The 14,345-nt window shown below is 63.0% G+C and carries 9 protein-coding genes and 1 tRNA gene; 2 read left to right on the forward strand and 8 right to left on the reverse strand.

Going from position 1 to position 14,345, the window contains the following annotated elements:
• Nucleotides 1-87: 87 nt before the first annotated feature.
• Nucleotides 88-948, reverse strand: a complete 861-nt coding sequence (locus tag HMPREF1531_RS12620; RefSeq protein ID WP_016667913.1) for an acyl-CoA thioesterase — start codon at nt 946-948, stop codon at nt 88-90.
• A complete protein-coding gene (locus tag HMPREF1531_RS00430) occupies nt 945-2,819 on the reverse strand; it encodes an AMP-dependent synthetase/ligase (protein WP_016667914.1) in 1,875 nt (624 codons plus the stop codon). Before HMPREF1531_RS00430 ends, HMPREF1531_RS12620 begins: the two co-directional genes overlap by 4 nt.
• A 104-nt stretch (nt 2,820-2,923) precedes the next feature.
• On the opposite strand from HMPREF1531_RS00430, the gene HMPREF1531_RS00435 reads away from it, so the two are divergent.
• Nucleotides 2,924-3,439, forward strand: a complete 516-nt coding sequence (locus HMPREF1531_RS00435; protein WP_232210200.1) for a MarR family winged helix-turn-helix transcriptional regulator — start codon at nt 2,924-2,926, stop codon at nt 3,437-3,439.
• Between the two features lie 2 nt (nt 3,440-3,441).
• Nucleotides 3,442-6,246 carry an FAD-binding and (Fe-S)-binding domain-containing protein gene (locus HMPREF1531_RS00440; RefSeq protein WP_232210252.1) on the forward strand — a complete coding sequence of 935 codons (2,805 nt, stop codon included), beginning with the start codon at nt 3,442-3,444 and terminating at the stop codon, nt 6,244-6,246.
• Between the two features lie 48 nt (nt 6,247-6,294).
• Here the strand turns inward: HMPREF1531_RS00440 and ettA are convergent, their stop codons facing one another.
• The 6 genes from ettA to HMPREF1531_RS00470 form a co-directional block, all read right to left on the reverse strand.
• Nucleotides 6,295-7,980: an energy-dependent translational throttle protein EttA gene (gene ettA / locus HMPREF1531_RS00445; protein ID WP_016667917.1), complete on the reverse strand. Its 1,686-nt coding sequence runs from the start codon at nt 7,978-7,980 to the stop codon at nt 6,295-6,297.
• A 273-nt stretch (nt 7,981-8,253) separates the two neighbouring features.
• On the reverse strand, nt 8,254-8,877 hold the full coding sequence (locus HMPREF1531_RS00450; protein WP_036896872.1) for a riboflavin synthase: 624 nt from the start codon (nt 8,875-8,877) through the stop codon (nt 8,254-8,256).
• Between the two features lie 162 nt (nt 8,878-9,039).
• Nucleotides 9,040-10,668, reverse strand: coding sequence for a GTPase (locus HMPREF1531_RS00455; protein ID WP_016667919.1), 1,629 nt, complete (start codon nt 10,666-10,668; stop codon nt 9,040-9,042).
• A complete protein-coding gene (locus tag HMPREF1531_RS00460; protein ID WP_016667920.1) occupies nt 10,655-12,541 on the reverse strand; it encodes a hypothetical protein in 1,887 nt (628 codons plus the stop codon). Before HMPREF1531_RS00460 ends, HMPREF1531_RS00455 begins: the two co-directional genes overlap by 14 nt.
• 71 nt (nt 12,542-12,612) lie before the next feature.
• Complete coding sequence (locus HMPREF1531_RS00465; RefSeq protein ID WP_016667921.1) at nt 12,613-14,169, reverse strand: PrsW family intramembrane metalloprotease; 1,557 nt, start codon at nt 14,167-14,169, stop codon at nt 12,613-12,615.
• Between the two features lie 77 nt (nt 14,170-14,246).
• A tRNA-Arg gene (locus HMPREF1531_RS00470) sits at nt 14,247-14,319 on the reverse strand.
• Nucleotides 14,320-14,345: the final 26 nt, after the last annotated feature.

The following is a 14,345-nucleotide window of genomic DNA, read 5'->3' on the forward strand; positions in this document are numbered from 1 at the left end:
AGCCGACGAGATGATCGCGTCTTTGGTGATGTGCAGGGGGGGTTGCTCCGCCATCTCTGCGTGACCGCAGGGATTCCCAGTACCCCTTCAGTCACCTACCAACAATTCAGAAAGCGATTGCCGAGCGGAATCCGGGAGCGCCCGCTTCACGCCATCGGTCTCAGCGCACACAAGCACCGCACGGGCAGTGACCAAGATGGCTCCGCTCGCCCGGTCGATGATCTCTGTTCCCAGCACCACCGAGGAGGTTCCCACCCGGATCGGAGCAGTGAGCACCAAATAGGGTTCCGGGCGCACGGAGAGCTGAGCCATGTAGTCGATGTCCTGCCGGGCAATCAACCAGCGCAGTTCATCGCCATCCCCTGTTCCCATCCGGGCCATCGATGGATCGATCTCGGTGGTGGTAACGATCCGGGCCTGCATGACATAGTCCAAGGTCCGCACATTGTTGACATGCCCATAACGGTCGGCATCGGACCAACGCGGTTCCACCAAATAGGGCAATCCCCTGCCGCGCAACTCCACCCGGTCCAGGCAACGGATGCCAAGTTTGGCGTCACGGTGCATTTCGAACCAATCCCGCTCAGCGGCAAGCAGCCGACGTGGCACCTGAGCGTCGAAATCGAAGGGACAGACCACCGTCGAGGCAAGAACCGCTTCTTGGCTATCCTGCATGATCCGGTAATCGATGCGAATCCGCGCCCCACCCAGCTGGGCCACCCACAGTTCGATCTCCACCTCACCCCGGTAGTCCAACGCCCTGCGGTGGATAATGCGATGATGAACGACGACCACCCCGTCGGCCAGCATTTGGCTGGTGGTAGCCCCGCCCGCCTCCATAAACTGAGAGCGGGCCTGCTGCAGGTAATCGGCGATGACCACGTTATTTACGTGGCCCTGGACATCCATATCGGCCCAACGCTGTTGGACCCTGGCGGTGAATCTCACTGGGCCAAGTCCGAGTGGGAAGCATCGGAGTACATAGCCTCGATTTCCTCGGCATATTTCTCGTGGACCGCGCCGCGGCGCACCTTGAGACTCGGGGTCAGCGTGCCGTCGGCCAAGGTGAGCTCATGCGGCAGGATCGTGTAACGCTTGATCTGTTCCCATCGCTCCAGGCGATTGTTGACGCTGCGCATCCGGCGATCGATCGACTCCCGGACCTCGGGCAGCGCCACCAACTCGGCATGGGACAACCCGTCCTTGCCGCGCCGGGCAGCCCATTTGGCGAGGCTGGCCGGGTCAAGGGCGAGCAAAGCAGTGACGTATTTGCGGTTCTCGACGATCGCAACCACCTGAGAGACATAAGGGATATTCGCCATCACTGTGTTCTCCACCTTCTGCGGGGCGACGAATTTTCCGTTCGAGGTCTTGAACAGGTCCTTCTTGCGGTCGGTGATGGTGAGATAGCCGTCGGCGTCGAGCACGCCGATGTCGCCGGTACGGTACCAACCGTCCACAAAGGCCTCGGCTGTCTCCTCGGGAAGATTGTGGTAACGCTGGGCGATGGTCGGCCCCTTGACCATCACCTCTCCGTCGGCGTCAAGTTTGGTCTCCAATCCGGGAATAACCGGGCCGACAGTGCCGAAGCGAGGCCGGTCGGGCAGGTTGAGGAAGGTGATGGCGGCGGTCTCGGTGGCACCATAACCCTCAATGATCGTCAACCCTGCCGAGTAGAACCACTCCTGGACCTGGCTCGACAACTTGGCCGAACCCGAAATGAGCATTCGAAGATTGCCGCCCAACCTGGTCTTGAGCTGGGAAAAGACCAACCGGTCGGCGATAGCATAGGCGATCCGCAACAGCGGGGGCAGTGGACGCCCGGCGAGCCGGAAGGGACGCGAATCACGACCGACGGCGAAAGCCCATCGGGATATCCTCCCCTTCAATCCGTTCTGCGGGTAGGCGGTCATCACCGCGGCACGTACCTTCTCGAAAATCCGCGGCACCCCCACGAAAACCGTCGGGTGAGTAGCGCCCAGGCCCTCCACGATGCGGTCGACCCGCCCGTCGATAGCTGCCCGGAAGCCAATGGCCAACTGCACCGAGAGCAAATCCCGGCCGAAGACATGGGACAGCGGAAGCCACAGATAAAGCAGGTCGTCGGGGAAGACGAAATTCAAATATTTTATGCAGGCACCCTCGTACAACCACGCCCGGTGCAGCAATTCGACTCCCTTAGGGGCGCCAGTGGTGCCGGAGGTATAGATGAGAGTGGACAAATCGTCGAGTCCCAGCGCGGCGATCCGCTCGTCGAGGCACCCGGGATCGGCAGCCAGACGGTCCCGGCCCAGGTCGAGCAGTTCCTGCCATGTGAGCACCCGGGGATCGGATCGTTGGGCCTCGTCGAGGTCGTCGTCGATAACCACCACGTGACGAACCTGCTCGGTGAACTCGGGCAGAGAGCGGACTTTGGCCAGTTGGGCGGCATCCTCGACCACCATCAGGGAAGTTTCCGAGTCGGTGACGATGTGCCGCACGTCGTCGGCATTGGTGTTGGGGTAGATAGTCGTCGTCACCCCGGCCGCCAATGCAATACCCAAATCGGCGAGCACCCATTCGATCCTCGTGGAGCAGGCGATGGCGACCCGCTGTGTGGGTATCAGTCCCAGAGCGACCATACCTGCCCCGGCAGCATCGGCGAGAGCCCCGACCTGCCGCCAGGTGATCTCTCCCCAAGGCTGCTCCGGCTCATCGGGAGGGGTCAGGAAGGCGACTCGCTCGGGGGTATCGGCGACCCGTCTACGAAACAGGCCAGGGTAGCTGCTGGCACCACCGGCCATGATCTCGGCCGCAATGCTTGGTGCTCCGGACGTCATGTATCTCCTCAATGGGGAATGGACCCTGTGATCCACGGTGATTCTACCGGGAAGCAGCCCACAGACCTTTCTTCAGAATTCAACGGATTCGCTATATTTGGGCCATGCCCAGGGGAGAGACACCAACGACGATGCCCGAGGCGCATCAAGATGGGGAGAGCCACCACGAGCCGCAGTGGCTGAGCATGGAACAACAAGAGGTGTGGCGGGCATGGCTCACCGCAACGGCCCGGATCGATGATCTGCTCACTGCCGATCTGCGCCCGTTCAATCTCGATCTCAACGAGTACGAGGTACTCGTCGTGCTCTCCGAGGCGCCAGCCCATTCGATCCGGATGTCGGCATTGGCTGAAGGAGCCAACCAGTCCCGATCCCGGCTCACCCATACGGTGGGACGGATGGAGGCCGCTGGGCTCATCGTCCGGGAACCCGCCGCCGATGACCGTCGTGGGGTCATCGCACGACTCACCGCCGAGGGCTTCGCCCTGCTGGAGCGCGCCGCGAGCTCCCATGTCTCGGCAGTGCGTCGCATCTTCATCGACCCGGTTACCCCCGCCGACCTCGAAGCGATGGGACGTGCGCTCGGGGCAATCCTGTCGGTGGCAGACTCTGACAAGTGAGTATCGACACGACCGCTTCGGTTCTGGATGCGCTCGCCGCACGGTTGAGCGATCCGGGCATTCTGGATTCCTCGACCCTGGCCCGCGCCCTGTACTCGACGGATGCCTCGATCTACCGACTGGTGCCCAGCGTCGTAGCGGTCCCCCGGACCCGTAAGGAATTGGTTGAATTAGTGCGCGCCGCTTTGGAGGTGGGCCTGCCCATCACGACTCGTGGAGCAGGCACCTCGTGTGCGGGTAATGCGGTGGGGACTGGGCTGATCATCGATACATCCAGGCATCTGAACCGGATCATCTCCATTGATGAGGTTTCCGGAACCGCCGAGATCGAACCCGGGGTGATCCAATCACAACTCCAGGCCGCGGTTACCCCGCTCGGTTGGCGCTACGGCCCCGATCCTTCGACTGCGAACCGCTGCACGGTAGGCGGAATGATCGGCAACAACGCCTGCGGGCCCCGGGCCCTGGGATACGGGCGCAGCGCAGACAACATCGTCGAACTGGAGGTAATCACCGGCACTGGGGAATGCCTCACTCTTACCCAGGACGCCCACGGACCGACCCTTGACCGGTTACGCCAGGTGGTGGGCGAATCGCTGGGGGTGATCCGCACCGAATTCGGCACATTCACCCGCCAGGTCTCCGGGTATTCGATGGAACATCTGCTCCCGGAGAAAGGCTTCGACGCTGCCAAATTCTTCGCTGGCACCGAGGGCACCTTGGGGGTGATCACCCGGGCGGTGGTGAAGCTCGTCAAGGACGCCCCGCTGAAGCTGACAATCGCCCTGGGCTATCCGACGATGGCAGATGCCGCCGATGCAATGCCCCTCATCCTTCCTTTCTCCCCCACCGCCTGCGAGGGCATGGACCGCCGGCTGTCCGATGTGGTGGCCGAGCGTCTCGGGGCATCGGCAGTGCCGGATCTGCCCGATGGCGACGGATGGGTGTTCATCGAACTCGTGGGCGATGACATGGACGAGATGCTCACCCGCGCCCATGGCATGGTCGACGTTTCCGGATGCACCGAGGGGTGGGTGGTCACCGACCCTGCGCAGGCCGCCCGGTTGTGGACCATCCGCACCGATGCCGCTGGCTTGGCCTCGGTTGCCCTTGATGAACCGGCATGGGCCGGGTGGGAGGATGCCGCGGTACCTGCTGACAGGCTCGGCGCCTATCTGCGCGATTTCGACGCCTTGTTGGAGAGATTCGGGCTTCATGGGCTGCCCTACGGTCATTTCGGTGAAGGGTGTGTCCACTGCCGTATCGACGTGCCGTTGACCCGCGACGACGGTACTCAAGTGCTGCACGAGTTCATCACCGAAGCTGGGAAACTCGTCGCATCCCACGGGGGTTCGATGTCCGGTGAGCATGGTGATGGGCGGGCTCGTTCCGAGTTACTGCCCCTGATGTACTCGACCGGAGCCCTCAACCTGTTCGCGGCGGTCAAGCAGATCTTCGATCCGAACAACCTGCTGAACCCCGGGGTGCTGGTCGATCCGGAGCCCCTTAACCACAATGTGCGCCCATTCCTGGCCCGCAATTCGCCGTTGACGATGTCCCACCCCGAATTCGCTAAGGCTGTCCACTCGTGCACCGGAGTCGGCAAGTGCCGCTCCGATTCGACGAAAGTGGGCTCGGTGATGTGTCCCTCCTACCAAGCCTCCGGGGATGAGAAGGATTCCACCAGAGGCCGTTCACGCATCTTGCAGGAGATGATCAACGGCACCCTGATCACCGGCGGATGGGCCTCCCCCGAAGTCACCGAGGCACTTGAATTGTGCCTATCGTGCAAGGGATGCCGCAGAGACTGCCCAACCGGGGTGGACATGGCGGCCTTCAAGTCACGGGTACTGTTCGAGAAGTACCGCGGCAGATTGCGACCGACGAGCCACTACGCGATGGGTTGGTTGCCCAGATGGGGACGGCTAACCACCAGGTTGCGGATCGGGGTGCTGATGAATTTCGTGCTCCAGACCCCGGGATTGCAACACATCGCCCGCTGGGTGGCGGGGGTGGACCAGCGTCGCCCGATGCCTCGATTCCGCACTGGAGCGGCTGCATCCCACCAGCATCACGAATTAACTGGCGGCACCGCGCGTCGTGGGCGGGTCGCAGTATGGGTGGATTCCTTCTCCGACGCATTCGAAGGCGGTCAGGTGGTCGCCCTGCTCAACCTGCTGGTATCGCTTGGCTTCGAACCGAAGGTGGTTTCCGGCGATGCCTGCTGCGGGCTGACCTGGATCACCACCGGGCAATTGGACGGGGCCCGCCGCCAGCTGCGACATGCTCTGGAAGTGCTTGCCCCGATCGCCGAGCAGCAGGTGCCGATCATCGGCCTGGAGCCCTCCTGCATGGCGGTATGGCGTTCAGACGCCGCTGAGCTGCTGCCCGATGAACCCCGAGTGGCAGTGGTGCGGGATGCCATCACCACCTTGGGTGAGTTGTTGGATGGACTCGACGACTGGATACCACCGGATCTGAGCGGGCTCACCATCGTCGCCCAGCCCCACTGCCATCAGACCTCGGTGCTCGGTCATGCCGCCGACAAGCGGGTGCTGGAACGCACCGGGGCGAAGGTCATCATCTTGGGAGGGTGTTGTGGGCTGGCCGGCAATTTCGGTGTGGAGCGCGGCCACTACGAAACCTCGGTGAAGGTCGCCGAGCACGATCTTCTGCCCGCAATCCACGAGGCCGGGCAGCAAGCGATCATCCTGGCCGACGGTTTCTCCTGCCGCAAACAGGTCAAGGACTTGGAAAACCGCACTGCGCTCACCCTGCCCGAACTGCTCATCAAGTACATGGGGTGAGCCCCCAAAAAACCGGGCGCCGATGAACTCACGGAGCCGGTGGAGAGCTCAGTCGCGCATCAGACGGCGGTGCTTCGATGCGTGCGGCCGCGCGGCCTCTTCACCAAGACGCTCCACCTTATTCTTCTCGTAGTCGGCGAAGTTGCCCTCGAACCAGAACCACCGAGGCACCCCGTCGGCATCCTCGCCCTCCCAGGCCAGGATGTGGGTGGCGACGCGGTCCAGGAACCAGCGGTCGTGAGAGATCACCACGGCACAACCAGGGAACTCCAGCAAGGCATCCTCCAGCGACTGCAAGGTCTCGACGTCGAGGTCGTTGGTCGGCTCGTCGAGCAGTAGCAGGTTGCCGCCCTGCTTCAGGGTCAGTGCAAGATTGAGTCGGTTGCGTTCCCCACCAGAAAGCACCCCCGAGGGCTTCTGCTGGTCGGGGCCCTTGAAACCGAAGGATGCGACATAGGCACGCGAGGGCATCTCGAAATTGCCGACCTTGATGTGGTCGAGCCCATCGGAGACCACCTCCCAAACGGTGCGATCTGGATCCAACCCACCACGACGCTGATCGACATAGGAGACCTGGACCGTCTCACCAAGCTTGAGTTCACCGGCATCCGGGGTCTCCTCACCAACAATCATCTTGAACAAGGTGGTCTTGCCCACCCCGTTGGGACCGATGACACCGACGATGCCTGCCCGTGGCAGGTCAAAGGTGAGTTCTTTGATGAGCACCCGCTCGTCGAAGGACTTCGACAGCCCGTTTACCTCGAGCACGACATTGCCCAAGCGCGGGCCAGGTGGGATGTTGATCTCGGCGGTGTCGATCTTACGGTTGCGCTCCGCCTCGGCCGCCAATTCCTCGTAGCGAGCCAAACGGGCTTTGTTCTTGGCCTGCCGGGCCTTAGGCGAGGAACGCACCCATTCGAGTTCACGCTCCAAGATCTTGGCCCGCTTGGCATCCTTCTGGCCCTCAATGACCAGACGCTTACGCTTGGTCTCCAAGTAAGTGGAGTAGTTGCCCTCATAGGGGTACAGCCGCCCGCGGTCCACTTCACAGATCCAGCCGACGACATTGTCCAGGAAATAACGGTCGTGGGTAATGCACAGCACCGCACCCGGATAGGTCCTGAGGTGGCCCTCCAGCCAGTTGACCGATTCGGCATCAAGGTGGTTGGTGGGCTCGTCGAGCAGCAGCAGGTCGGGCTGCTCCAGCAGCAGCTTGCACAAGGCCACCCGTCGGCGCTCACCACCCGACAGCACGTCGACGACCGTGTCCGGCGGGGGACATTGCAGGGCGTCCATGGCCTGGGAAAGTTTCGAGTCGATATCCCAGGCGTCGCGGGCATCGAGCTCGGTCTGCAACTCTCCCATCTCGGCGAGCAGTGTATCGAAATCGGCCTCGGGATCAGCCATCGCCTCAGAAACCTCGTTGAACCGGTTCAACATGCCCTTGGTCTCGGCAACCGCCTCCTCGACGTTCTCCAGGACGGTCTTACCCTCGGTCAGTGGAGGCTCCTGCAGCAGGATCCCGACACTGGCGTCCTTGGCCAGCATCGCGTCGCCGTTGTTGATCGGCTCCAGGCCGGCCATCACCTTGAGCATGGTCGACTTGCCCGCGCCGTTGGGGCCGACGACACCGATCTTGGCCCCGGGAAGGAAGGACAGGGTCACGTCATCAAGGATCAGCTTCTCACCGATCGTCTTGCGGACGTTGTGCATTGTGTAGATGAACTCTGCCATTGCGGCGCATGCTCCCTTGAGTAGACCGGACAATCCTCGTCAATTATGCCGGACATCTGTTCACTTCCCCGCCGCGACGATGCCATCACCCGGTGCCCGGTCGGGCCCAACCAGCATGGGTGCCATCCGGATCACGGCACTGGCAGCCTCGTATCCCTTGTCCTCGCTAGATCCCGGCAATCCCCCAGGTTCAATGACGTTCGTCGGTGTTGCTGGCAAACAGCCCGCTACCCACCGGCACAGATGTGAGCGGGAGCTCTTCGATGGTCACGTTCATCGGGCGCCTCCAACGGCCAGCAGACGTGCGACGTATTTGGCGAGGACATCGGTTTCCACGTTGACCCGATCGCCCACATGAAGCCCACCGAGCCGGGTGGAAGTCAAGGTGACCGGAATCAGCCCAACCTCGAACCATGCGCTGGTCCCTGGTTGGTTCACTGCGGTGACGGTCAGAGAGACCCCATCGACGGTGATTGATCCTTTCTCGGCGATCTGATCAGCCAATCTGTCAGGTACCAAGATCCGCATCCTGGTCCATTCCCCTTGTGGCTCAATGATTTCCACCATTCCCGTGGCATCCACGTGTCCTTGAACGATGTGTCCATCGAGGCGTTCGCCAAGCTTGGTGCAACGCTCCAGGTTGACGACATCACCGGGGCTCAGGGAACCGATGTTGGTGCGTTCAAGGGTCTCCCCCATCACATCGGCGGCAAAACCTGCAGGCAATCCAGGATCGCTGAGCGCGGTGAGGCACACCCCGTTGACGGCCATCGATCCTCCTGGGACAAGATCGTCGGCAGCATGATCCGGGTCAATATGCAACCGGGTAACTCCGGGGGTATGGTCGGGCAGCACGGCGACGACCCGGCCGGTAGCGGTGATTATTCCTGTGAACACTGGTGTTTTCCTTTCCCAGGGTGAGCCAGGGCACGACATCAGTGCCGTGTCTCGCGAAATGGTCAATCCGGACATCAAGAGAGTGCTGCACAACGCCAGCCCCGATCCCAACCCAGATGTCTTCCCCGCGCAGGATTCCGACGCCGCCGGATGCGCGGATTGTCAGCCCGCAGCTGCTCGCCTGACGCGTGACCGACCTTCGTGGTAGCGGGTCAGCTCGGCGTTGATCGGAGCGATCACCAACTCGTCGGATACCTCGGCCATCGCCTTGGTGAGCACACGCTCGGCACGCAGTGCCTTGGCACGGGCCCCGGCCTCCACGCCAATCCGGGCCAATCCGGCAGTCGCCAGACCGGCGATGACCCCTCCGATGAGCAGCACGGTGGGCAACGGGACCTTGCCGATCAGTATGCGAGGCAGATGGGGCAATTGCATGTATGCCAGCAGCGCGTCAATCAACAGCCACAACCCACCGAATGCGGCGGTGAAGAAGATGACCCATTGCAGGATCCTCACCGCCGACCACCAGTTGTGTCCGCTGTCCATCGCTAGATCGGCGGTCGCGACGGCCGTGTCCAATTTGTCGGCCAGCACCGCCCGGTTCGTCAACGACTTGGCCCTGATCTCATCAACCCAGCCCTGGGGCAGCCCCTGCGAGGCAACTGCGGCGAGTTCTCGTAGTGCGGTGTCCACCCGCGCATCCTGCACTCCTTGGGCACGTCTGGGCAGGGAAGTGCGTTGCACTGACACCGGAGCGATCTCTCCAGCCCGGTCTGCCTTGGTCACCCCCTTATCCAGCCGCAACATGCGCAACGGGTCGGGGCGGAAGCGGTTGATCCAAGCCAGTACCGGCCACCCGGTGGCGCTGACTCCGCGATGCCGCATTGAGCGAAGCACCGCCTCCCGCACAAGACCGAGCCCGGCCGCCTGGGCCAAGGATTCGTTGAGAGCCCGGGCCCGGGCTTCCGGCACCTTCTCCGCCACCTTGGCGTTCCCGTAGGCTTGGTTGAGACGATCGGCGACGCGATGCACGTCGGCATTCAGCCGGGCCGCCACACTGCGCTTCGACTGCACGGCCCGGGAAATGGCCTTACGTAGACCCTCAACGCCCTGCCCGGTAAGAGCGGAGACTCCCAGTAGCTTGGCCTTGGTGAGTCCCTCGGAATCGAGCAGCCGCCGTAGATCGGCCATCGCATCGCAGGCCTGATCCGAGGTGAGCCGATCGATCTGGTTGAGGACGACCAACATCACCTCGGCATGGGCGGCCATGGGCTTCAGGTACTCGTCGTGCAGCATGGCGTCGGCATATTTCTGCGGGTCAACCACCCAGATGAACATGTCGACAAGTTCCAACAGCCGGTCGACCTCCAACCGGTGGGTGACGACGGTGGAGTCGTGATCGGGAAGGTCCATCAAGATCAACCCGTCGAGAGCGACGTCATCCCCCTTCACTTGGTGGCGGCGGGGCACGTCGAGCCAGTCGAGCAGGCCGGCAACATCACCACCGGATCCCCAACTGGCCGCCATCGCCCTGGAAGTGGTCGGTCGCTTCATGCCGGGTTCCGCCAGCCTGGTACCAGAGATCGCGTTGAACAGGGAGGACTTCCCTGATCCGGTGGCCCCCGCCAAGGCGACGACGGTGTGGTTTGTGGAAAAGGCCAATCGCCGGTCGATCCGGGAGGCCACTGCCAAGGCTTCGTCTATGAGGGTGGCGTCAAGCCGCCATTGGGCGAACTCAGCCGCCTCCTCCAGATCGGACACCCGATCATTGAGCGAGTCACGCCTGCCCATGGTTGTCTCCTTCGACGAACTCGGCCTCGTACACGACTGTTTCGGATCGGGGCAGATCACCAACAACGCCGGGCTCCAGCTCGGCCTGCCCCACCGGCTGGTCGGCTGCCCCACCGGCCCCCAGTTCTGCACGTGCACCAATGATCCCGCGCTTCGGCTCCGTGGTCGACCCCTGATTTTCCGGAAGGAGTTCCGCATCCCGCTCAGCTTGGACCATGGTCACCGCCGAGATGATGGCATCGGTGCGTTCCGGGGCCATTCCGAAGTCGGCGAGCACCTTGGTGTACCTAGCAAGTTCGGATGCGAACAGCCCCTCAATGCGAGCGTCCAGGGAATCCTTGGCTGTTTTGGCCAGCCTACGCACCGCCTCATCGCCGAACACGGCTTCGAGAAGACGCTGTGCCACCACTGCCGAGCCAACGGCGACCCCGCCCTCGGCCCCGGTGATGCCACCGGTGGAGAAGAAGATGAACAACATCAGTGCGGCCCCCACACCGTTGACCCCGAAAGCTGCGATGCGGGCAGCGGAACGCCGACCCCTGCCTTCCTCGGATACCAGATCCAAGACGTCAGACTGCCACTGCCGAATGGTCCGGGCCACGGCCTCGGCGAAGTCCGGGGTAGGAGTGGCCAGTTCGGGATGGGCGGCCATCAACTCACGGCCAGCGGGATGGGATCGCCACACGGATGCGACCCGCTCGGCGGCCTGTTGGCCCTCACCGTTGGTCAGGGCTTCCAATCCGTTGCCGACGGCCACACCGACCTGCTCTCCGCGTTCTGGATTGCCGGTGAACCAGCCGACGATCCGGTCACGGATCATGCCGACCCGCTTGTCCAGATTCCGCATGAGATCGCCGGTGCCCACGTAGTCATGCCACCGGGTGAGCACCTCGCCGCGCAACAGGGTGCCATCGGCGGAGGCAACCTGCACCGCGCGGGTTGCCTCCGCCCAAGTGCCTGTGGCGTCCTTGTCGAGTTGCATGAGTGCGGAGATCTGGGATCGCAGGGCACCGGTCACCTGAGGGGTGCGTTCGATCACCGAATTGATCGCCCCGTCTAGGGTCTTGCGCACCACCTGTCCACGTGCCTTGTTGTCGGCGGCTAGACCGGCCAAGAATGAACGGATCGGCGCGACCGCCGTGTCCGGCAGGAGACCTTCGGCATCAACCAGGGTCTCGGGGACGGCAAACAGCGGTGCCTGGGCCAGGCCTTGTTCGATCATCATGCGCCCCAAGTCGGCGGGTATCACATGCATCGCACCCGGCGGTACCCGATCACAGATCACAGCGATGGAAGCCCCTCGCTCGACGGCGGTCTGAAGGAATCCCCATGGCACGACGTCGGCGTAGCGAGCAGCCGACGTCACGAACAGCCACAGATCTGCGGCGTCAAGAAGTTGGGTTGCCAGGATCCGATTCGCGGATTCAACCGAGTCAATATCGGGGGCGTCGAGAATGGCCAGCCCTTGCGGGAGGGTGGGTTCGACCACGAGTTGGAGGGTTGCCCGGTCGTTGGCGACAGTGCGGGTACGTACCATCCCAGGCAGGATCCGGTCGTCCTCGAACCAGTGGGCATCTTCTGGGTTGTGCACCAGAACCGGTGACTTGGTGGTGGGCCGGATCACCCCGGGACGGGTGACGACCCTCCCAATGAGCGAACTGACAAGGGTCGATTTTCCTGCTCCCGTGGATCCACCGACAACCGCGAGCACCGGGGCCTCAAGATTGGCCAGACGCGGGAGGATGTAGTCGTCGAGTTGGGTCACGATCTGGCGGGCCGTGTCCTGCCCTTCCTCGGCATCAGGGAGCCGAAGTGGGAATCGTGCCGCGCCCAGTGCGTCACGCAGCAGCGTCAGGGAATAAGCCAACCCCATGTGTCCTCCCGAACATCGATGTACGGCACAACTCTGGCACGGATCGACCCGAGGAGACACCCGGGTGGGAGTCAGGGACGTGGCGGAGCCCAAGCACCGGCCGCCACAGGCACCCCGACCGGGGGCGGCAACTGCTGGCCGGTACCCTGGCGACGCCGCATGCGCCAGGCTTTCGCTTTAGACATCTGAGCCTTGATCCAGGGTCCCCAGGTCTCGGGAATGACCGGCACCCCCTTGGTGCGGCACACGGCCTTCGAACGGGCCTGATCTGCCTGAATCACCAGCTCACGCTCACGTTCGATTGCCATCGCATCAACCAGCCCCCGTAACTCCGCGCCACGCAAATAGGCCAGCTCGGTGAGAACCCGCTGCATGTGCAAGGTGGCTGCCAAGGTGCGTGGGCCACGCAGCAGCGCACACAGCGCCATCCGCCAGCGCCCGAAGAATTTGGAGAACTCGACGGGGTCGGAAGGCTCCAGCCATCCCATGTGAACAAACTCGGTGAGTCGCACCTTGATGGTGCGCACTTGGGTGACATAGCGCAGGACCGAGTAGATGGTGAGTGCCAAGACGGCCCCCCAACCGACGACCGCCATCACGATGGATGAGGCACCCACGGTCGCGAAACCGTTGAATGCCATGTGCCCGAAGCAGGCCATCAGATAACCAGCTGCCGGAGCCAGCACCCGCACAAATTTTGACCGGTTCGACAGGGCCACGATGAGCCCCAAGGCAGTGAAAGTGGTGAACAACGGATGTCCGAAAGAGGTGAGCACCCCGCGCAACAACACGAGCGACGAGAGCTCGGCGTCGGCATCGGTCTGGTAAATCGAAACCGCGTACATGTAGGTACGCACGTAGTAGACGATGTTCTCGCAGAATGCGAATCCCAAGGCGGACAGCGCAGCAAGGGTCACCATCTGGTGCATGGCCGCGATGCGGCGCCTCATCCACACCGCCAACCAGAACAACACGGTGGCCTTGGCGGCCTCCTCCACGAAGGGTGCGGAGTAGATCGCAGCCCGGGCCGATGTCGCGGCATCAACCGGGCCGTCGGCCTTCATCAATTCTCCGGCCCACGTGTTGACGTGCAGGGATACGAAGATGGCAACAGCCCCTCCCCATCCCAATGCCAGCCACTTCATCGACCACGTGGTGGGACGGAGCCGATCGAAGGCGATGAGCGCCACCACGTACACCCCTAGGGTGATCAGCGCCGGTTTGCTGACGGTGATGAATGCCTCGTTGAGCTGCGGCCATGTCAGTTTGGTGGGGGTACCGTAGGCTTCCTCGGTGACCGCTGCGACCTCGGCGATCAACGAATCACCGATGTTGCGATACACCATCCAGACCAGCCCGCCGTAGATCAGGGTCATCACGGTGACCACCCAGAAGCGCCGGGAGCGCAAAACATTGCGCTGCCACCAGCCCAGGGACATGTCACGCTTGATGGCCATCCCGTTGCGGTAGCGACGCCGCTGCGAGGCATGGTCCACCCCAGCTCTTCCCTGCCCCTCCGGCGTCCTAGCCAACCGGTCAGCTGCACCTCGCCCCGTCGACGCGACGACGCGGGCACGCCGGGGTGTCTCGGCCGCGGGTGGACGCCAGACCTCCGCATCACCACTCATGGCCGCAAGACTACCCGGCACTGGTCAACACCCTGTTCATCCGCGGCCACGCACGGCAACCATCCGATGGCTGTTAGCGCCCCCGGCGAGGATCGAACTCGCGACCAGCCGCTTAGAAGGCGGATGCTCTATCCACTGAGCTACGGAGGCAGGTACACACTACAGTGCCCTGCCCC

Origin of the sequence: Propionibacterium sp. oral taxon 192 str. F0372 (assembly GCF_000413315.1) — a bacterium.
GTDB lineage: Bacteria > Actinomycetota > Actinomycetes > Propionibacteriales > Propionibacteriaceae > Brooklawnia.